We start from the raw sequence: 18,354 nt of genomic DNA, 5'->3' as shown, positions 1-18,354 counted from the left end.
ATGTGTGCGTGACAGACGCCCTCCCGAAGCCCGTCCGTGGCTTCCGCTCTGACTCTCACCCCCCGAGGCGGTATCGCGATGGATGACCCCACGCCGCCTCCGTCCGACCAAGGATTCGACACCATGTCTCTCGCAACGATCGACAGCATCCGCCCCTCCGTCCGCCCCACTCCCGTGCAGCCGGCCCCGGCACCCGCCCCCGTGCAGCGCATCCGCGCCGTCCCCGAGGGCACCGAAGCCCGCGGCTTCGCCCTCTACGTCGGCATCGACGAGGCGAAGGCCGAGGCCGCCGGCACCGACCTGCCGCGCATCGTCGAGGCCGTGAAGCGGCTCCTCGCCGAGACCGTGCCCGGCGCCGAGACGTACGCGTCCGTCGCGCTCGCCCCGCTCGGCGCGGGAGGACGCGATGTGGATGTCGTCCGCCTCGCCCTGCAAGACCCGGCGGCCCTCGCGAAGCACCGTCAGGCGACGGTCACCGAGCAGCCCGAGCCGAAGGGCGGCGTCGTCATCGACATCTCCCGGAAGCGCGTACAGCTCGACGGCGAGACCGCGCCGCTCACCTACAAGGAGTTCGAGCTGCTGCAGTTCCTCGTACTCCGCGAAGGCCGCACGATCGACCGCAGCGAGATCATCTCGACGTTGTGGGGCGACACCGACGACGAGGAGACGCCCAACGAGCGCACGATCGACGTGCACGTGCGGCGCCTGCGGTCGAAGCTCGGCGCCTACGAGGACATCGTGCGCACCGTGCGCGGGGCCGGGTACCGGTTCGACCGGCACGCCGACGTCACGATCCGCTACGCCTCCACGCCGTCGCCCGATGTCTTCTGAACGCGGGGGGCGTTCCCGGGCGCACCGTGTAGCCTCAGCGCTCTAGGGTCACCGTGGCTCTCGAAGGAGCACGACCCATGGGTGAGAAGTCCGCGCGCAAGGAATCCGGCAAGACCGCAGCGTCGAAGACGCTGAAGGAAAAGCGCACCGCGAAGGCCGACAAGAAGGCCGGTGCCGCCCGCTCCGCCGCCAACACCGACGCGGTCACGAAGGCGACGAAGCGCTAACTCGCCGGCCGCTCGTCACCGCGGGGAGAGCGGGTGGACGCTCTCGCGATACGACTCGAGCTCACTCACCGGCACTGTGGCGGTCGGCCGGCGATCCGAGGGCGGCCACTCGTTCCCCGGCTCGATTCCGGGAAGGGCGGCGACAGCCGCTCCGTCCGAGCCACGGTAGATCATGGCCGCGAACACACCGGGAGCCCCGGACGGAACCGCGCCCCGGATCCGGCCACGATCCTTCTCGGCGAAACTCGGACGGTTCGGCGTCGACCAGAGGCTGCCGATCTCGAACCAGTAACCGCGGTACCGGGCCTCCGAGGTCACCGATTCGATCCGCTCGATCTCCGCCGCCGGCACGACGAAGCGCTCGCCGGTCGACGAGTCGAACAGGGCGACCTCGCCCGTCACGGGATACCGGCCGCCCTCGAAGAAGCGTGCCGTCTCGTACCAGTCGCCGTCGACGAGCGCGTACTGCTGCGTCGAGCGGATCATCTGCGCGTGTGCGGTCACAGGAGCGCCCGCCATTGTCCGTCGATCCTCCTTCTCCCGGCGTGCCGGGCCTCAGCGGCGTCGCACGTTGGCGACGAGCTGCCGGTTCTCGAGGGACGCGGCCGGCACCGCGGGGTTGACGAAGACGCCAGGGTCGATGAGATCGGCACCGATGCGCTGGGCATCCGCCGGGTCGTCGCCGACGAGCAGCACCTGCGCGGTGTCGCCGTTCGCCTCGAGGATGCGGACGGCGACACCGTTCACCGTCGCACCGAAGATCAGCTCAGAGATCTCGCACTCGGCGACCGGCACCGTGCGGCTCCAGGTCTGCGGGCGGTGCTGCGTCCACGCCGGATCCGTCTGCTCCTGGAACGCGGTGAGTTCGACCGCATCGCCGGTCACGTCAGCCGCGTACTCGACGTCGTTCCAGGTCGCGCGTGAGCCGACGAATCGGGATGCCGGACGCCAGCCGCGGGCGCCGACCCATCCGCGGGCGGCACCGGCGTACCAGAGCATCATCTCCTGGCGGCCGTCGCGATGGATGCGCCACAGCTCGGCGCCGGGGGAGTAGCGGGTCAGGGACAGGCTCCACACCGGGACGATCGCGTCGCCAACGGGAGCGAGGAAGCCCGTGGGATATGACGGCCACGGCCGCTCGACAGCGGCCGGCCGGGTCACCTGCGCGCACGCGGGGATCGCGAAGCGGACGACATCCACCCACTCACCCCAGTCGCCGCCCAGTCGGTAGGCGGCGAGGAGCGCCTCGGGGGTAGGAAGCGAGTTCGCGTCGGCGACGTCGATCACGAACCCACCGACCCGGTCGTACCCCGACTCGAACACCTGCGCCGACATCCCCGGATGCAGCAACTTCTGAAGACCAGCCACGCTCTATCGTTCCACGACCGGACGAGCCACCATCTCGTCTGAGACGACCTCGATCTCGGCCGCGTCGACCGCGGCGGACCAGCCGTTGTACTGATCACCCATCAGCCCGGCGGCGATCGCCTCGGCGGGATCGGCTCCCGCGTAGGAAACACTCACCCGCCCGCGGTCCGGACCGCCTCGGACGACCGAACCCACATCGATCAAGACACCATTCCACCGGCCCTGAACACGACGCCGATACGCACCATCGAGCGCGGAACGCGGGATCTTCACCCACGCCTCGCCCGGGCCGGCGTGCACCTCGATCGCATCGGGGAAACGTTCGGCGTCACCGACCAGCGGAAGCCCGACCCACTCCTTCGCGAACGTGACCAAGGGGAAGATCTCACCGCGATAGCCGTAGTACGAGCCGCTGCTGGGAACCATGGCGCCGGTCATCCCTGCGGATCCATTCCCTGCCACGTCGCTCCGATCATGACAACCGGATCCGCCCGTTGTCGCTGAGCACCGCGTCCAGCCGCTGAGAGCCGTCGGGCAGCATCTCAGGGCATCTCGGGCGGCGAGTACACGTCGAGGTACTTGTCAGGAATCCGTAGCCGGAGGCGGCGATCGAGTTCCGCCGCGATTGAATTCATCTCATCGAGAGATCCGGTCACGTCTTTGTCGCTGAGAACGCTGACGCCTCGGGCGCCGTAATCGATCCCGAATCCGAAGAATCCTCGGTCGTAGCTGAAGCTCATGACGAAGTAGTCGTAGACATCGAATCCGATCGAGAAGGCGATCAGATTCTGGTCTTCCTGGACATCCCGGATCTCGAAGTTGCGAGCGGCCCGACCGAAGTGAGCCTTGAGGCCTGACACCACCTGGGATGCGAGTGCGAGGCCGCGACTATCGGAATGCGATCCAGCCATTTCCAGCCTTCTCAGCCGAATCGACCAGGCTGCGAAATCCGGGCCGGACCGAGAGCACGAGCCGCTTCGATCGCGCGAACCAGCACATCATCGGAGGGGACGTCCCCGACCGCGATGCCGTCGCGAACCTCGAGTACGACCTGCACCTGTAGTCCCGCGAGGTCGCGAAGCTCATTGGCGGGCGTCAGATATGAGCCCGGGAGGATGACGACCTCCTGGGCCGCAGGGTCCATCGAAAACGGACCGATGTCACGGCCGGCCGAGCTGATGACCGCCCAGACCGCCTCCGTCTCCAAGTTGGACGAGGCGATCCGCACGTCGCGACTCGTCGGGAGGGGGCCAGCCAGCTGCTGGCTTGCCACGAGGGATCCCAGCGCCCCCCGCCACGTCATGCCGACGAAGGGGGGCAACTTCTCTAGCGAGGCCACCAGCGCCGCGAGTTTGTCAGCCATCGGAGTTGCCGTTCAACTCGAGGAATAGACCATTCACCGCGGAGCGACCCGCGGAGAGAGCCCGTGCGGCACGCTCGACCCGCCCGCGATCCATGAACCAGAGCAGCGAAGCGAAACCAGGGGGGCCATCGAGCATCCATCCCTGCCCACCCGGCTGTGACACGGGAACGGGTCGTCGAGCAGGCGACTCGCCGACCCGTGCCTCCACGCCATCTGCCCAGGCGGACCCCCACCGCCGCCACCCGATCGCATCCACGAGCACGACGATGAGGTCGGGCGTCATCGGCATTCGCCAGCTGTCATCCGATGACTCTCCGCCAAGGATCTCGGAGATCTTGAGCTTCACGATCAGCGAGCCGGCGCACTCGATCACCGGCCAGCCGGATTCGACCCGCCCGCCCACGAAACTGCCGCGCGGCATCGCCCCGACGAATGCCGAGATGCCGGCGAGCCACTTCTGCTGAGCTTCCTCGCGGGTGCGCGCGTGAAGTGACTTCGCGATGCTGACCTCGCCGAGCTCCCCCCGGAGTCGCGCCTCGGCCGCATCGAACATCCGGTCCTGCTCCTCGAGCGGCACCGCGGCAGTGGCGGTCACGGGGCGACCTCGCGGATGGTCACGCGCCAGAAGCCGTCAACCAGTGTCGGATCCGTGACGACCTCGAATGGGCTCGAGCGCTGGAAGAGCACTTCAGCCTCGCCTCGAAAGGCGGAGCGGGCCGCACATCGACACCCGACCGTCCGATGACTTCGATGATCCCGGGCATCTTGCCCTGCAGCACCTGGTCAGAAGTCCACCGACGAACTCATCAACGTCTGATCGCTCCAAGGCCTGGGACGCCGCCGCCGAGCCACCCTTACCGGAAAGCGATTCAGCCATTTCCATCCTTCACGAGCATGTAGCCCTTCGAGTCGAGGTACTCCCACTCCGCACGGAGCGCCGATTCGGGGCGGTCCTTGCCAAGCGGGTCGTGATGTTCACGAGCTATCAGGTCCGGTGGTCGCCGAGACCGGCCTGTCGACAGCTCATCCCGTTGCGTCGCGTCGCCGGTGCGCAGCGGGGCGAGCACGAACCCGTGGCCCGCGTTGAGCGCGTGCGTCCTGACATTCGCCCGCCCCACCACCGCTCACCTCACTGTGGAAAGCCCGCGATCGCGCGAAGAGCACCGAGCGTGGGCGCGGTCGAGCGCTCGGGAAGAACGAGGCGCCCGGCCGGGCCCGGCGGCAACGCCCCGAAGGAGTCGGCGGCCTCCGACGGGGACAGGCCCTCGGCCTTTCCCCGTGAGAGGTGCTCGATCCAGATCATGCCCAGATTGTCGCTTTCCGGGCTCAGCCTCTGGTCGGCGACGTATCCCGCCGCCGATTCCTCATCCGAGAACCACAGGTAGCCCAGGATCTCGGAGGCACCATCGCGGTCACGCCGAATGGGAATGAAGTCCACGGCGCCCTGCGCCCGGAACTCGTAGCGGGGAGTGCCGCGGACGACCTTGAGTTGCAGATCCTCGTTGACGCGTTCGTTCGTCAGCTCTCGGTTGAACTCATCGTTCATGTCCCACTCCTCAGGATCGTGGCGAAGACCTGCCACTTTCCATTGTCATCGAGGAACACCCGCTGGACCTCGTACTCGAGGCCCCTGCCGAGCAGCAGTTCCTTCTCCGCATTGTCGAGGTGCGACACCTTTCCGACGTACATCCCCGGCGTTCCTTCCGGAACGTGGAAGTGGAAGATCGCCGGCTTGTAGCTGAATGCGGCCGTGCCGAGGGATGTCGAGAGGTACCCGTCATCCTTGATCACCTGACCGACGAGCGTCAGAGGGTTATCGGTCAGATGGCCGTACCCACTGCCGCGGCTGACCATGACGTCTTCGGGCACCGGGTGCCCGTTCAGCGCCTGGTCGATCAGGTCGATATTCGCCTGCAGCTCCGGAGTCATGTCACGATCGCCCCGCAGCGCGCCGTTGTACTCCTGATAGGCCGCGCCCGTGTAGTCCTTCACCGCCGCCGCCTGTCCAGCCGGGAGATTCTCCGCGTAGCCGTCCCATCCATCCTGTCCATACTTGATCGCCGCCGACTCGCTGTCGAAATCGACCGCGCCGCGCCCGAGTTCCGCTTTCGCGAGGGCCATCTGCTCACTCGCGGACAGCTGAGCGAAATCGCTCTGGCTCATCGGCTCGGCCGGGATCTGGTCGGGCGTGGATGTCCCGCCGTCCGGCGGCGTGCTGGGATCGGTCGGGCCCGGCACCTCGTCGGCCGGGCCGGACGGACCGTCGGCGGGTGTGTCGTCGGCACCCCAGGTGTGGCCGCCGCCGGCGCCGTCGCCATCACCGGTGCCCGTCGTGGGGCCGGGGGTGTCATCCGTGCGCGTCGACGGGGTCGACGAATCGTCGGCTCGGGCCGGCTGAGGAGTGTCGTCGGTGTGCGGTTTCGGGGCCGAGGGGCCGTCGTCGAGGAACGAGCCGGGCGTCGGCGGCGCGTCGGTCTTGGAGCCGACGTGGAGCAGGTCGCTGTCGGGAAGGTCGATCTTGGTGCCGACGGTGACGAGGTCGTCGACCTTCGCACCCGTGCCGACGGCGTCGCCGACGAGGTTGTCGAGAGCGCCGGCGAGATTGTCGAGCTTGTTCAGGCCGGCGAGGCCCGCCTCGCTGAGCCGTGCGGCGTCGCCGGCGAGATCGACGATGCGGGAACCGGCGGAGAGCGCCTTGACCGCGGCGGCGACCTCACCCGCGCCGGGGATGAACATCGACCCGACGTTGACCAGCACCCGGCCGGCGGCTTCGGACGGGTTCTCGGCCCAGGTGTCCCAGGCGAGAAGGCCCTTGACCATCTCCTGGCCCATCGTGTTGGCCTCTTTGAGCACCGGCACCCCGGCCATCCCCAGCAGCTGCAGCGGCGGGGTGACCATGACCAGCAGCGCGCCGATGCCCTGCACCGCACCCAGCCACGACTGCCCGGCCTGATCCCAGGACCAGTCGCCGCGCACCCCGTTGTAGCCGATCAGGCCGGCGGCGCCGACCAGAGCCTCTTTGCCGGCGTTGCCGGCCCCCCACCAGAACGACTCGCCGCAGTTGCGGTCCTCATCCACCCGCGAACCCCACGGCAGCACGACCGTGTTCTCACCCGACTGCTTCAGCTGCCAGGCTTCGATCTTCTCGACGTCCGCGACGCAGACCGTGCGCTGCCGGTTGATCGCGTTCGCACAGTCCGCCTCAGCGTTCTGCAACCTCGTATACGCATCCGCCAGCCGATCCATCAGCGCGTTGTTCGCATCGATGTGCTCGCTCGACTCCGTCCACGGCGCCAGGATCTGCGGACGCCCGTTGCGGGTGCGCACCGACTCTCCCCGACCCTTCAGATAGGCGACCACATCGTCCAGGGACGACCCGGTCGAATACGACGTCGAGTAACTCGTCGACGACACCACCGCCAGACCGTTGTACTCGTACTCCTTCGTCTCCGACGGCGACACCCACACCTTCTCGTCCCAGGTGATCGTGGCGCGGAATGCGACTGCATCCGTCTTGATGTCGGCGAAAGTCTGCGTGATCGGCCGCAACGCCGCCGCGAAATCATCCAACGCATCCGACACCTTGTCGAACTTGTGCTCGATCGCCGCGGCCACCTCGCTCGGAGTACCCAACGCCGCATAGATCGTCGGACCCTCCGGCGACTCCAACACCGCCGGCAGACCCGACCAACTCGTCTCCGCCACCTGCGCCTGCGTCAACGCCGACGTCCCCGCCGCCCGCAACGTCGACGCAACACCCTCCAACTTGGCCGGATCCAAATCCGCACCCGGGATGTTCTCCGGAATGATCAGCCCCGACCGACCCGTCGCGCCGTCATGCGGCGAGACGCTCACATCCCACCCCCGCCCCCGCCGCCGCCGGGTGTGCCGGACTGCCCCTGCGAGTAGATCGCCGCGTCGAAGTCGGACGCCGCGATGCCCGTCGCGATCGTCGACGCGATCTCCTCGTCGCCCGCGAGGTAGGTGTTGGCCGCGTTCGCGGTGCCCTCCAGAGCGGCACCGTAGCGCTCGAACATGCGCGTGATCGCGCCGTCGTAGATCTCCTGCAGGAAGCCCGAGTACGCGCCGGCGACGATCCCGTCGTAGCCCCCGGCGGCTTGCACCTCGCCGACGCTCTCGGCCGGACCCTGAAGCGCCGTGTTGACGGCCTTCACGGCGGTGTCGGCCTCGGTGAGGATGCGGTTGAGCCCTGCCGGCTCGATGCGCCACCCGGTCATGCGTCCAGCCCCCTGACGACTGCGGTCCCCTCGAGCAGGTGCTCGAGGGCGAAGACGAGCGACATCCCGCGACGGTGCTCGAACGGCACGATCGCCTCGGTCACGAAGCTGGTGCCGCCCGGGAGCGTCGCGCCCGACCCGTAGGCCCGCTCGAGGTCGACGGTGGTCTCGACGCGGCGCGGCCGGCCGAGGGTCGCGACGAGGGTCTCGTCGAACTCGGTGACCGTCACGACGCCCTCGCGCACGGTATCGCGGACGAGCATCGGCGGCTGCATCGTCTCGGCGAGCGCGCGCAGCTCGTCGAGGGAGTGCTCGCGCGACGCGAGGACGGCGACTTCGAGAGCCATCAGGACGCCCCTCCGCTGCGAGAGAGGAGTTTCGCGATCTGCTCGGTGCCCAGCGCCTGCGTGAAGCGGACGGCGGTCGAGACGGGCGACGCGATGGTCGCGCCGAAGCCGACGACGATCGACGGGGTGCGGGCACGCCCGGCGGTGACGGCGCCGAACTCGCGAGCGAGCAGGTCGAGGTCCGGGGCGAGCGCCCGCGTGGCCCGCGGGCCGACGAGCGCGGCAAGCGGCACGGCGGCCGAGACCGGCTGGCCGTCGAAGGCGAGGTCGGCGCGTCCGCGCTGCATCGAGACCGTGGCGAACAGCGGGGCGGCGGCGTCGGCGGCGAGACCGGTGAGCGCGTCGACGGCGAGGGTCGTGAGGTCGGCTCCCGACGCGGTCGGGGCGAGCAGGATGCCGGTCGTCGTCTCCTCGACGCCGCCCTTGGTGCGGCGCACGGTCGTCGTGAAACGGGCCGTGCCGGTGGCGTCGGCGACCATCCAGCGCACCGGCCCCGGCATCCACGCCTTCGAGGCCTCGGTGTAGGCCACCCGGTCCCAGGCGAGTGTCATCGGCTCGTGGGCGCCCCAGCAGGCGGGCGCCGTGCCAGTGAGCCGCCGGGTGAGCGAGAGGATCGCGTCGCCGAGCAGGGTGTCGTCGTCGGCGGGAGACTGCGTACTGACAGCGACCAGGAAGCGCATCGGGTCGGCGACGTCGCGCTGCGTCGGGCCGACGACCTGCTCGCCGCTGAGGGCGCGCTCGACCGAGTCGGCGACGACTCCGGTCAGCGGATCACGCAGGTGCGCTCCGTCGCGGACGAGCCAGCGTCCGCCGGCGATCGTGAGGTGGTAGCGCGCGAGGTAGCTCATGATGGCGTGCGGGCGGGTGATGACGACCGGGATCAGCCCGGCCCCGGTCGTCGCCATCAGGGCGTCGGCCATCGCCTCGGTCAGCACGACGCGGTCGACCCGCGCCTCGATGCACGCGTGAACGCCGTCGATGTGATCGACGAGGGGATGCGTGAACCCGACGAGCACCTCGCTCATGGCCGGGGCCTCAGCCCATGTTGGCGACCGCGGACTTCGCCTTCTGCAGGGTGCCCTGCGCGGTCTCGTTGGACTGCTCGAGGCTCTTGCGAAGCGTGTCGATGATCGACTTCACGTTCGACGCCGCGTTCTTCCACCGCAGCTCCTTCGCGGCGTAGTCGTCGGAGACGTCGTCGGCCTGGAAGTCGGACTTCGCCAGCGCCACGTCGGCGTCGCGCTGCTCGATGAGCGACTCGAGCCGCGCGGCGATCGTATAGAACTCGTCGATCGCGGCATCGACCGCGGCCGTGTCGTAGTCGCGGCGATCCGCCTGGTTTCCCGCCATCGTCGTACTCCCTTACGCCTTGCTCGCGCCGAAGCGCGCCGCGTCGAACGACACCGAGGCCTGCGCCTGGGCGGTCAGGTCGGCCGCCTCCTGGTCACCCTCGGCGAAGGACTTGTCCATGCCGGAAATGCCGGTGAGCACCCCGCGGAGCGCCGCAGTCAGCTCGACCGCGATCTCCTCGGAGTGGGCCTGGAAGTTGTCGAAGGCGGCACGCGTCGCCCCGTTGACCTTGCCCTCGATCTTCTCGGTGACCTGGGAGAGCTGCCGCACGGTGGCCCCCAGTTCGTCGGCCGACGCCGAGGTCTTCTTCGTGAGCGACGTCAGGACGTCGGCTCCCATGGCGAACTTCATGAGCTACTTCCCCGTTCCCCGGCCGGGCCGGCTCGGTTCAAAACCCGAGTGAAACACAGCACGTCTCGCGACGAGGCTAGCATCGTTGCGAGTACGCATTCCTGAACTTTTCCCCAAGGAACGACGTGAGCAGGATCGACAACGCCGCCCGCCGCCCCGCGGGCACATCCCGGGCCCGGGTCGGGCAGGTCGCGGGCGGGATCGTCGTCGACCTTGCCGGCCTCGTCGCGCTCGCGGGTCTCGTGGCCCTCGCGTCGGCGTCCGGGAACGCCGACCTCGTCATCCTGGCGGTGCTCGCGCTCGCCGCCTTCGTGGTGGGGCAGCTGCGCACCTGGTCGCGCACCGGCCGCAGCCTCGGATACCTGCTCACCGGCGTCCGGCAGGTCGCCACCGCCGACGGCGCCCCGCCCGGGCTCACCCGGGCCCTCGCCCCGAGCTGGCTCGCCGACGTGCGCCATGCCCGCGATCCGGTCGAGCCGGTCGCGATCGTGCCGCTGCTGCCCCCCGTCGCGCCCGGGAGTGCGCCGCCGGCGTTCGCCGCGCCGGCCGATGCCGCCGAGCCGGAGGTGGTCATCGCCGACGCCGTCCGGTCCGCGCCGCGCGTCCTGCTGATCATCGACGGCGCCGTGTCAGGAGCGATCGGCACCGGGGTCGTGCTCGGCCGCAATCCCACGGCCAGCGGCGGCGAGCGCGCCGTGGCCGTCGCCGACATCCGTCGCGAGATCTCGAAGGCGCACCTCGCGCTGCGCACGGATGCCGACGGCCGCATCTGGGCGGTCGACCGCCAGTCCACGAACGGCTCGACCCTGACCCGCGCCGACGGGGTCTCCGCGCAGCTCCCGCCGGGTGCCGAGGTCGAGATCGGACCCGGGGACGTGGTCCGCATCGGCAGCCACGCCATCTCGGTGCAGTCCGTCGACGACGTGCGGGTGGCGGCACGATGAGCGAGAGCGACCAGGCCCTCCTGGAATCCGTCCAGACCCACCGCGCGCGGCTGGGCTCGGCGATCGCCTTCGGATCGCTCGGGGCGCGGCGTCCGCTCGCGTCGCTCACCCGTCGGCTCGTCATCGGCATGGTCGTCGCGGCGATCGCCTGCGCGGCGTGCGTCGGTGTCTCGTTCGTGGGCAGCATCCTGCGCGCCAACGCGGCGGCCGCCGCCGAGCAGTCGCCGACGCCGGCCCCGTCCGGCGCTGTCACGCCGTCCCCGACTCCGGCATCCCCTACGGAAGGCACGGCCCCATGAGCGACCTCACCAAGATCACCGTGATCGGCGCCGGGCGCCGGGTCACCCTGGTGATCCCGGCCGACGAGCCGCTCGGGGCGCACCTCACCGAGATCGCGCGGCTGCTCGAGCAGCCCGCCGCTCGTGCCGCGCTCATCACCCCCTACGGCGAGCAGCTCGAGCTCGCCCTCGCGCCCGCCGATCAGGGGGTGCTCGACGGCGCCGTGCTGCGGCTCGTCGACGTCGCCCAGCTGCCGGCGCCGCCCGAGGTCACCGATGTGACCGACCGGGTGGCCGAGCTGCGCGACGCCGCCCGCGGCGCCTGGGATGCCCGGCACGCCCTCGTCGGCGCCTCGATCGGGGTCGGCCTCCTCGCGATCGGCGCCGGGTCGGCGCTCACCACCCTGGTCGGCGGAGGCGCGACTGTCGCGCTGCTCGTCCTCCTCGCGCTGGGGTCGACGCTGGCCGGGGTCCTCGGCCGAGCACGCGCCGCCGCGCCGCTGCTCGGCGGTGCCCTCGGCACCGTGATCCCCGTCGCCGCATGGACGTCGGCGCAGCTCGCGGAGGTGGTCCCGGCGACCCCCGCGGTGCTGGGCGCGCTGGTCGTCGGGCTCGCCTGGCTCGTGCTCGCCGCGGCCGTCGGTCTGGGGCGCCGCAGTCCGGCCGCCGCACTCGGTGCGACCGTCGGCATCCTGCTCACCGTCGCGGCGGCGACGCCTCCGGCGTTCGGGGTCGCCCTCGTCCCCACCGCCGCGCTCGTCGCGACCCTCGGCCTGGTGCTGCTCGCGCTCCTGCCGTCACTCGCGGTCTCCGCCTCGGGACTCGCCTCGCTCGACGACGAGGTCATCGCGGGCAGCCTGCCCGGTCGCGACCGGGTCGCCACGAGCCTGGCGGAGTCGTTCCGGGTCACCGCCTGGGCCCTCGTCGCGCTCGCGGTCTGGCTCGCGCCCGCGATCGGCGTGCTCGTCGCCTCGGGAGAGCTGTGGCCGATGCTGCTCGGAGCCGCGACCGCGCTCGTCACGATGCTGCGCACCCGTGTCGTGCCGATGGCGGTCCCCGCCTGGGCGCTCTGGATCGCCGCCGTCGGCGGACTCGCCGTCGGATTCGCGCTCGCCCCGGGCATCCCGGCGGGCGCGATGCTCGGTGTCGCGGCCGGCGGCGGGGTGCTGCTCACGCTGCTCGCGCTCGTGCGGCCGAGCGCGCAGACCCGCATCCGTCTGCGGCGGGCGGGCGATCTGCTCGAGTCGCTCGCCGCCGTGGGCGTCGTCCCGTTCCTGCTCGGCACGTTCGGCGTCTACGCCTTCCTGCTCGAGGTCTTCGCGTGAGCACGACCCTGACGGCGACGCGCCTGCGCGACCTCGAGGCGATCGAGCGGATGCTGGCGCGCCCGCTCACGACGGTGCGCCGGGTCGCCGTGGCGTCGATCGCCTCCTTCCCGACCGCGTCGCTCGCCCGCCTCGTCGCGCGCATGACCGCCCGCCACCGAACCGGACGCATCCTGCACACGACGCCGGACTGGGCGGACTTCCGCGAACCGAGCACGGACCGACTGGCGTCGGCACCGCCCGGACTCGCCGGGCAGCTGCGCGTCCACGGCCGCACCTGGGTCGGCGCACCGGAGATCGACGACAGGTTCTTCGACGTCGCGATCGACGACGCGGGTCTCGTGGCCGTCGACGAGATCCCGACGCTCGCCCGCGGCCGAGGCGCCCTCTGCCTCGTCGTCCCGCTCGAGCGCTCTGCCGCCGAGGCCGCCGTCGGCCTGGCCGAGCAACTCACCCAGGAGGGCCGCCGCGTGGTCGTCGTGTTCGATCACACCCGGCCCGGCCGCATGAACTGGGCGCGCGCGGTGACACCGAAGCTCGCGGCCCCGACGCTGACGATCGAACGGGATCCCGCGCTGATCAATCCCGTGCGGCTGCTCGCCCCGCGCACCCTCCTCACGGCGGCGGAGATCGCGGGCCACCTGATGACCGACCCCGTGCTCGCGGAGATCCGATGAGCACCGGCATCGTGCACCGGCCCGCCCGGTCGACCTCCCCGTCGACGCCTCCCGCGGAGGAGGTGCTCGCCGCACCGCCGCCGCTCGGCGAGGGCGACATCGGCGCCCCGCCGCTGCAGATGCTGCTGCCCGTCATCGGCTCGATGTCGTCGATCCTGATGATGGTGGTGCTGCGCGGCAACCCGATCTTCGTCGTCGTCGGCGCGATGGTGCTCGTCGTCGCTCTCGCCGGAGGCGTCGGGATGGCGCTGTCGTCGCGCGGCCGCGAGGCGCGGAGCCGTCGGCGGGCCCGTGAGCGCTACCTCGACTACCTCGAGACCACCCGCGCCGACCTCCGCGCGGAACGCGACCGGGTCCGCGCCGACGCGCTCGTCACGCACCCCGAACCGGCCCGCCTGGCCGTCGTCGCCGCCGACCCCGCGCGGCTCTGGGAGCGACGCCCCCGGGATGCCGACTTCGCCCGGGTGCGCGTGGGGACCGGGGTCGTGCCCTGGTTCGCGCTGAAGGTGCCGGTCGACCCGAACCCCGTGCAGCCCGCCGACCCGACGATGGTCGCCGAGGCGGACAACGTGCGCGCGGCGTACTCGCCGATCGCCGGCCTCCCCGTGATCGCCGATCTGCTCGCCCACCGCACGATCGCGGTGGTCGGCCCGGCCGACGTCGCCCGCCGCTCCGCACGCTCCCTCGTGCTGCAACTCGCCGCCTGGCACGCACCCGACGACGTGCAGCTCGCCTTCGCCGTGCCGCCGGAGGCCCTGACCGAGTGGACCGGGATCGACCTGCTGCCGCATGCGCTCATGCCCGACCGCTGGGACGGGCCGGTACGGGCCCGGCGGATCGCCGCCGACGCGGCCGGGCTCGGCACCCTGCTGCGCGACGAGATCGCTGCACGCGTGGCCCGGTCGACCGTCCAGCGCGGCGGTGCCGTCGCTCTCGAGTCGCTCCTGGTCGCCGTGCTCGACAGCCCGGCCGCCCCGGCTCGCGGCTTCGCGGGCGGCGCGACGCCCGGCGTCGTCACGGTCGCGGTCGTCGGCGAGCGCCTGCACGAGCCGAGCGAGACGACCCTGCGGCTCACCGTCGACGCCGACGGCGGCCTGCTGGTCGAGGATCTCACGACCGGCAGCACGATCGCCGGCACGGTGGATGCGGCATCCCCGGCGCTGCTCGCGGCGATCGCCCGGGAACTCGCGCCGCTGCGCCTCTCGCCCGAGTCCCGTTCCGGCGGCGGCACGCTGCGCGAGGTGGGTCCGCTCGACCTTCTCGGCGTGGAGTCCGTCGACGCGATCGGGCCGGCGGCGTGGACCCGCCGCGCGGGGGCGTCGTTCCTGCGCGTGCCGGTCGGGACCGACGACGACGGCGGTGCGATCGAGATCGACCTCAAGGAGGCCGCGCAGGGCGGCATGGGTCCGCACGGCATCTGCATCGGCGCCACGGGCTCCGGCAAGAGCGAATTCCTGCGCACGCTGCTGCTCTCGCTCGCGGTGCGGCATTCGCCCGAGGATCTGTCGATGATCCTCGTCGACTACAAGGGCGGCGCGGCGTTCAGCCCGTTCCAGCCGCTGCCCCACCTCGCCGGCCTGATCGACAACCTCGAGGGCGAGGCGGGGCTCATCGAGCGCGCCCGCTCGTCGATCAACGGCGAGATCGTGCGGCGCCAGCAGCAGCTGCGCGACCTCGGCGGGTACGACTCGATCACCGCGTACCGCGAAGCCCGGCGGCTCAATCCGGCCCTGCCCCCGATGCCGCACCTGCTGCTGGTCATCGACGAGTTCGGCGAACTGCTGACGGCCGAGCCCGAGTTCATCGACCTGCTGCTCACGATCGGCCGCATCGGCCGCTCGATCGGCGTGCACATGCTGCTCTCCAGTCAGCGGATCGAGGGCGGGCGCCTGCGCGGCCTCGACACCTACCTCTCGTACCGGATCGGCCTGCGCACGTTCTCCGAGCAGGAGTCGAGCGTCATCCTCAACACCCCGGACGCCTTCCATCTGCCGCCCGTGCCGGGGTACGGGTACCTGAAGGTCGACACCTCGGTCTACGAGCGCTTCAAGTCGGGCTATGTCGCCGGCCCCGCTGCCGGCCCCGCGCTCATCGACGACGATGTGCGGCCCAGCGTGCTGCCCCTGCCGGTGTACAACACGCTGCAGGCGTCGCTCGACGAGCTGCTGCCCGGTCGGCAGGTCGGCGCGACCTCGGACACGCCGCTCATCGACCTCGCGGTCGCCCGTCTCCACGCCCCCGCGGCATCGGCGACCGCCGTCTGGCTGCCGCCCCTGCCCGAGCGCGTGCCGCTGTTCGAGGTGCTCGACGGCGGCCGCACGGGTCTGCAGGTGCCGATCGGCCTGCTCGACGACCCCGCCCGGCAGCGCCAAGGCGACTGGACGATCGACCTCACCCGCGGCGGCGGGCACCACGCGATCATCGGTGCCCCGCAGAGCGGTCGGACGACGATGCTGCGCACGATCGCCGCGGGCATCGCAACGACGCGTACCCCGGCCGAGGTCACCATCTACGGGCTCGATCTGTCCGGAGCCGGGCTCGCCCGGCTCGAGGCGTTCCCGCACGTCGGCGGGGTGGCATCCCGCAACGACGGCGAATCGCAGACCCGGCTGCTCGAGGAGATGCTCGCGATGCTGGGGGCCCGCGAGAAGTTCTTCCGCGACAAGCGCATCGAGTCGCTGGCCGGGTTCCGTGCCCTGCACGCGGCCGGCGAGGTACCGAAGATCGTCTCGGCGGATGTCCTCCTCCTGGTCGACGGCTACGGGCAGACCCGTGGCGACTTCGAGCACCTCGAGGCGCCGCTCGCCGAGCTGCTCACCCGCGGCGGGTCGTACGGCATCCACCTGGTCGTGACGCTCACCCGCTGGGCCGAGGTGCCGATGCGCCTGCAGCCGCTCATCGGGAACCGGTACGAGCTGCGGCTCAACGACCCGGGCGAGTCGACGATCTCGCGGCGACTCAACGCGACCATCGTGCAACCCGGCCGCGTGCTCACCGAGGACGAGCTGTTCGCCCAGGTCGCTCTGCCGTCGGTCGACGACGTGCCCGACGAGCGCCTCGGCGAGGCGCTGGCCGAACTCGCCGCGCGCACGGCGGCCGCCTGGAGCGGCCCCTCGGCCGCGCCGATCCGGCGGCTGCCCGAACGCCTGGAGGTCACCGAGCTGCCCGACGAGTTCGACGAGCCCGAGCGCATCCCGATCGGCCTGCGGCAGGACACGATGGAGCCCGCGCTCCTCGACCTCGCGGGGCGCGACCAGCACGTACTCGTGCTCGGCGACCCGGAGAGCGGCAAGTCCGCCCTTCTCGACCTCGTGGTGCGCGGTCTCATCGCCCGGCACACCCCCGACGAACTGGTGATCGCGCTCATGGAGCCGCGCGGCCGGCTCGCGGCGTCGATCCCGAACGAGTACCTCGGCGGGCACGGAGCCACCGGGCCGCGGGCGCGCGAACTCGCCGCCGCCGTCGCCGCTGAGCTCGAGAAGCGCCAGAGCGAGGGCGGCACGACGCCGCGCATCGTGGTGATCGCCGACGACCTCGACATCCTCTCCGCCGGAGGGCGCTCGCCGCTCGAGCCGCTCGTGCCCTATCTGCCGCAAGCGCGCGATCTGGCCCTCAACGTGATCGTGACGCGCCCGGTCGCCGGAAGCGCGCGGGCGCTGTTCGAGCCGACGCTGCAGGCGCTCAAGGACCTCGGCGCGACCGGCGTGCTGCTCTCCGGCGAGCGCAGCGAGGGGCAGTTGTGGCCCGGCACCTGGCCGACACCCGCGATCCCCGGTCGCGCCCGGCTGCTCCGACGCAGCGAGCCGCCCCGGCAGATCCAGATCGCGCTGCCGCCGGCGCCCGACATCGCCGCGGCGGCGCCACCGGTCGCATCCGAACCCCGGCATGCGGCGCCGTCAGGGGGTCCGGGCACGCCCGGCGGCGACGCGGAAGCCTAGGCCGCGAAACGCGCCCGCCGCCCGGCGACGACGAACCCGAGCCGGAGGTACACGGTCTTCGCCGGGTTGTCGACGTTGACGTTCAGCCAGGCTTCCATCGCGCCGTCGGCGCGCAGACGGTCGAGCGACTCCGCCGTCAGCGCGGCGCCGAGTCCCCGACCGCGGACCGCGGGGATCACGCCGACCTGATCGATCCAGGCCTCCGCTGCGGTGACGAAGCCCACGTCGCCGCGCCCGGGAAGCTCCACCAGGAGCGACGCCTCCGGCCGAAACCCGTCGTCGACGAGGCCGCCGATCCAGGTCGCGGCCGACTGGCCGGGGAAGCCCGGGCGATCACGGAAGGCGGCCTCGTAGACCGCGAAGAACCGGGATGCCGTCTCGGCGGTCCACGGGTGCAGGATCGCGCCGGCGGGCCAGCTCCGCGGAGCGACCGGCTCGGTCAGGTCGATGCGCAGCACGTCTTCAGCGAACACCTGGCGCAGCCCCCGCTCGGTCAACAGCGCGGCCTGCTCGGCCGTCAGCGACTCGGTCTCGACAATCGCCGACCGGGCTCGGCGCGCGGCCTCGCCCAGGGCCCAGTCCAGCAGTTCGGCGGGAGCCCCGTGAGCCCGCGCCGCGGGATCGACCAGCGTGGCGACCGTCGCAACCCCGGCGGAGACGCGGACCCGCGCGGCGGCCACGAGGATGCCGCCGCCGTCGCGGCCGAGGCGGGTCGTCGAGCCCTCGACTGTCCAGCGTCGACGCACGAAGTCCGCTTCCGCGGTCAGCGGCAGCCCGCCGTCCGTCGCGAGGCAGCGGACGGCGAGAGCCGTCAGGTCGTCGAGGTCGGCAGGGACGAGGCCGTCCCAGGACACGTCATCGGCGCGCACGGAACCACCCTAGACAGCGGGCGCGGCGGGTCTCACAGGGGAGCCGGGCGGGCTCCAAGCCAAGTCTCAGAAAAATAACGGTTCGATAACTAGACACCGTTACCTTCTCGTTATACATTCATTTCAGCGCCCACCGTTTGCTGTGGCGGAGGGTGCGGAATGTGATTGCAGGACACTCTTGGTGCAAGGGAGAGGGTCGGCCGCTCGCCTCTGCGGCCGACCCTCAATCCTCTTAACGGCACGTCGTC

Annotated in this window: 21 protein-coding genes; 7 read left to right on the top strand and 14 right to left on the bottom strand. The window is 71.3% G+C overall.

What is annotated here, in order from left to right:
• The first annotated feature begins 123 nt into the window (after positions 1 to 123).
• Both ACILQS_RS00645 and ACILQS_RS00640 read left to right on the top strand, forming a co-directional pair.
• A complete protein-coding gene (locus ACILQS_RS00645) occupies positions 124 to 831 on the top strand; it encodes a winged helix-turn-helix domain-containing protein (RefSeq protein WP_395638162.1) in 708 nt (235 codons plus the stop codon).
• 77 nt (positions 832 to 908) lie between these two features.
• Positions 909 to 1,058: a hypothetical protein gene (locus ACILQS_RS00640; protein ID WP_395638161.1), complete on the top strand. Its 150-nt coding sequence runs from the start codon at positions 909 to 911 to the stop codon at positions 1,056 to 1,058.
• Between the two features lie 15 nt (positions 1,059 to 1,073).
• On the opposite strand, the gene ACILQS_RS00635 is transcribed toward ACILQS_RS00640, so the two are convergent.
• The 13 genes from ACILQS_RS00635 to ACILQS_RS00575 form a co-directional block, all read right to left on the bottom strand.
• On the bottom strand, positions 1,074 to 1,577 hold the full coding sequence (locus ACILQS_RS00635) for a hypothetical protein (protein WP_395638160.1): 504 nt from the start codon (positions 1,575 to 1,577) through the stop codon (positions 1,074 to 1,076).
• A 36-nt stretch (positions 1,578 to 1,613) separates the two neighbouring features.
• Positions 1,614 to 2,426 carry a hypothetical protein gene (locus ACILQS_RS00630; protein WP_395638159.1) on the bottom strand — a complete coding sequence of 271 codons (813 nt, stop codon included), beginning with the start codon at positions 2,424 to 2,426 and terminating at the stop codon, positions 1,614 to 1,616.
• 3 nt (positions 2,427 to 2,429) lie between these two features.
• Complete coding sequence (locus ACILQS_RS00625) at positions 2,430 to 2,864, bottom strand: hypothetical protein (protein WP_395638158.1); 435 nt, start codon at positions 2,862 to 2,864, stop codon at positions 2,430 to 2,432.
• Positions 2,865 to 2,968: 104 nt separating this feature from the next.
• Positions 2,969 to 3,337, bottom strand: coding sequence for a hypothetical protein (locus tag ACILQS_RS00620; protein ID WP_395638157.1), 369 nt, complete (start codon positions 3,335 to 3,337; stop codon positions 2,969 to 2,971).
• 11 nt (positions 3,338 to 3,348) lie between these two features.
• Positions 3,349 to 3,789, bottom strand: a complete 441-nt coding sequence (locus tag ACILQS_RS00615) for a hypothetical protein (protein ID WP_395638156.1) — start codon at positions 3,787 to 3,789, stop codon at positions 3,349 to 3,351.
• Positions 3,782 to 4,384, bottom strand: a complete 603-nt coding sequence (locus ACILQS_RS00610) for a hypothetical protein (protein ID WP_395638155.1) — start codon at positions 4,382 to 4,384, stop codon at positions 3,782 to 3,784. The genes ACILQS_RS00615 and ACILQS_RS00610 overlap by 8 nt, the downstream gene beginning before the upstream one ends.
• A gap of 534 nt (positions 4,385 to 4,918) precedes the next feature.
• The gene (locus ACILQS_RS00605; RefSeq protein ID WP_395638154.1) at positions 4,919 to 5,335 is read right to left on the bottom strand and encodes a hypothetical protein; all 417 of its coding nucleotides are present in this window, start codon (positions 5,333 to 5,335) and stop codon (positions 4,919 to 4,921) included.
• Entirely contained in the window at positions 5,332 to 7,644 is a 2,313-nt protein-coding gene (locus ACILQS_RS00600) for an ADP-ribosyltransferase (RefSeq protein ID WP_395638153.1), read from the bottom strand. The genes ACILQS_RS00605 and ACILQS_RS00600 overlap by 4 nt, the downstream gene beginning before the upstream one ends.
• Positions 7,641 to 8,027: a DUF6507 family protein gene (locus ACILQS_RS00595; protein ID WP_395638152.1), complete on the bottom strand. Its 387-nt coding sequence runs from the start codon at positions 8,025 to 8,027 to the stop codon at positions 7,641 to 7,643. Before ACILQS_RS00595 ends, ACILQS_RS00600 begins: the two co-directional genes overlap by 4 nt.
• Positions 8,024 to 8,374, bottom strand: a complete 351-nt coding sequence (locus ACILQS_RS00590; protein WP_395638151.1) for a hypothetical protein — start codon at positions 8,372 to 8,374, stop codon at positions 8,024 to 8,026. The genes ACILQS_RS00595 and ACILQS_RS00590 overlap by 4 nt, the downstream gene beginning before the upstream one ends.
• Entirely contained in the window at positions 8,374 to 9,399 is a 1,026-nt protein-coding gene (locus ACILQS_RS00585) for a DUF6177 family protein (protein WP_395638150.1), read from the bottom strand. Before ACILQS_RS00585 ends, ACILQS_RS00590 begins: the two co-directional genes overlap by 1 nt.
• A 10-nt stretch (positions 9,400 to 9,409) precedes the next feature.
• On the bottom strand, positions 9,410 to 9,724 hold the full coding sequence (locus ACILQS_RS00580; protein WP_395638149.1) for a pore-forming ESAT-6 family protein: 315 nt from the start codon (positions 9,722 to 9,724) through the stop codon (positions 9,410 to 9,412).
• A gap of 12 nt (positions 9,725 to 9,736) precedes the next feature.
• The gene (locus ACILQS_RS00575; protein ID WP_395638148.1) at positions 9,737 to 10,075 is read right to left on the bottom strand and encodes a hypothetical protein; all 339 of its coding nucleotides are present in this window, start codon (positions 10,073 to 10,075) and stop codon (positions 9,737 to 9,739) included.
• A gap of 125 nt (positions 10,076 to 10,200) precedes the next feature.
• Between ACILQS_RS00575 and ACILQS_RS00570 the strand changes: the two genes are divergently transcribed.
• From ACILQS_RS00570 to eccCa, 5 genes are read left to right on the top strand one after another with little or no spacing between them, the layout of a single operon-like run.
• A complete protein-coding gene (locus tag ACILQS_RS00570) occupies positions 10,201 to 11,019 on the top strand; it encodes an FHA domain-containing protein (protein ID WP_395638147.1) in 819 nt (272 codons plus the stop codon).
• Positions 11,016 to 11,318, top strand: a complete 303-nt coding sequence (locus ACILQS_RS00565) for a hypothetical protein (RefSeq protein ID WP_395638146.1) — start codon at positions 11,016 to 11,018, stop codon at positions 11,316 to 11,318. Before ACILQS_RS00570 ends, ACILQS_RS00565 begins: the two co-directional genes overlap by 4 nt.
• On the top strand, positions 11,315 to 12,622 hold the full coding sequence (locus ACILQS_RS00560) for an EsaB/YukD family protein (RefSeq protein ID WP_395638145.1): 1,308 nt from the start codon (positions 11,315 to 11,317) through the stop codon (positions 12,620 to 12,622). The genes ACILQS_RS00565 and ACILQS_RS00560 overlap by 4 nt, the downstream gene beginning before the upstream one ends.
• The gene (locus ACILQS_RS00555; RefSeq protein WP_395638144.1) at positions 12,619 to 13,299 is read left to right on the top strand and encodes a hypothetical protein; all 681 of its coding nucleotides are present in this window, start codon (positions 12,619 to 12,621) and stop codon (positions 13,297 to 13,299) included. The genes ACILQS_RS00560 and ACILQS_RS00555 overlap by 4 nt, the downstream gene beginning before the upstream one ends.
• Positions 13,296 to 17,237: a type VII secretion protein EccCa gene (eccCa, locus tag ACILQS_RS00550; protein ID WP_395638143.1), complete on the top strand. Its 3,942-nt coding sequence runs from the start codon at positions 13,296 to 13,298 to the stop codon at positions 17,235 to 17,237. Before ACILQS_RS00555 ends, eccCa begins: the two co-directional genes overlap by 4 nt.
• On the opposite strand, the gene ACILQS_RS00545 is transcribed toward eccCa, so the two are convergent.
• Positions 17,234 to 18,106, bottom strand: coding sequence for a GNAT family N-acetyltransferase (locus tag ACILQS_RS00545; RefSeq protein WP_395638142.1), 873 nt, complete (start codon positions 18,104 to 18,106; stop codon positions 17,234 to 17,236). The genes eccCa and ACILQS_RS00545 overlap by 4 nt on opposite strands.
• Between the last annotated feature and the right edge of the window lie 248 nt (positions 18,107 to 18,354).

This window comes from Pseudolysinimonas sp. (assembly GCF_044239695.1).
Lineage (GTDB): Bacteria > Actinomycetota > Actinomycetes > Actinomycetales > Microbacteriaceae > Pseudolysinimonas_A.
Note: the sequence above shows the minus strand (reverse complement) of the source record. Positions and strands in the feature narration are given on the sequence as shown.

What these genes read in the sequence shown, in the direction of transcription:
- ACILQS_RS00645 (WP_395638162.1), top strand. Translation starts at nt 124, where the DNA reads ATGTCTCTCGCAACGATCGACAGCATCCGCCCCTCCGTCCGCCCCACT.
- ACILQS_RS00640 (WP_395638161.1), top strand. Translation starts at nt 909, where the DNA reads ATGGGTGAGAAGTCCGCGCGCAAGGAATCCGGCAAGACCGCAGCGTCG.
- ACILQS_RS00635 (WP_395638160.1), bottom strand. Translation starts at nt 1,577, where the DNA reads ATGGCGGGCGCTCCTGTGACCGCACACGCGCAGATGATCCGCTCGACG.
- ACILQS_RS00625 (WP_395638158.1), bottom strand. Translation starts at nt 2,864, where the DNA reads ATGACCGGCGCCATGGTTCCCAGCAGCGGCTCGTACTACGGCTATCGC.
- ACILQS_RS00620 (WP_395638157.1), bottom strand. Translation starts at nt 3,337, where the DNA reads ATGGCTGGATCGCATTCCGATAGTCGCGGCCTCGCACTCGCATCCCAG.
- ACILQS_RS00615 (WP_395638156.1), bottom strand. Translation starts at nt 3,789, where the DNA reads ATGGCTGACAAACTCGCGGCGCTGGTGGCCTCGCTAGAGAAGTTGCCC.
- ACILQS_RS00605 (WP_395638154.1), bottom strand. Translation starts at nt 5,335, where the DNA reads ATGAACGATGAGTTCAACCGAGAGCTGACGAACGAACGCGTCAACGAG.
- ACILQS_RS00595 (WP_395638152.1), bottom strand. Translation starts at nt 8,027, where the DNA reads ATGACCGGGTGGCGCATCGAGCCGGCAGGGCTCAACCGCATCCTCACC.
- ACILQS_RS00590 (WP_395638151.1), bottom strand. Translation starts at nt 8,374, where the DNA reads ATGGCTCTCGAAGTCGCCGTCCTCGCGTCGCGCGAGCACTCCCTCGAC.
- ACILQS_RS00585 (WP_395638150.1), bottom strand. Translation starts at nt 9,399, where the DNA reads ATGAGCGAGGTGCTCGTCGGGTTCACGCATCCCCTCGTCGATCACATC.
- ACILQS_RS00580 (WP_395638149.1), bottom strand. Translation starts at nt 9,724, where the DNA reads ATGGCGGGAAACCAGGCGGATCGCCGCGACTACGACACGGCCGCGGTC.
- ACILQS_RS00575 (WP_395638148.1), bottom strand. Translation starts at nt 10,075, where the DNA reads ATGAAGTTCGCCATGGGAGCCGACGTCCTGACGTCGCTCACGAAGAAG.
- ACILQS_RS00565 (WP_395638146.1), top strand. Translation starts at nt 11,016, where the DNA reads ATGAGCGAGAGCGACCAGGCCCTCCTGGAATCCGTCCAGACCCACCGC.
- ACILQS_RS00560 (WP_395638145.1), top strand. Translation starts at nt 11,315, where the DNA reads ATGAGCGACCTCACCAAGATCACCGTGATCGGCGCCGGGCGCCGGGTC.
- eccCa (WP_395638143.1), top strand. Translation starts at nt 13,296, where the DNA reads ATGAGCACCGGCATCGTGCACCGGCCCGCCCGGTCGACCTCCCCGTCG.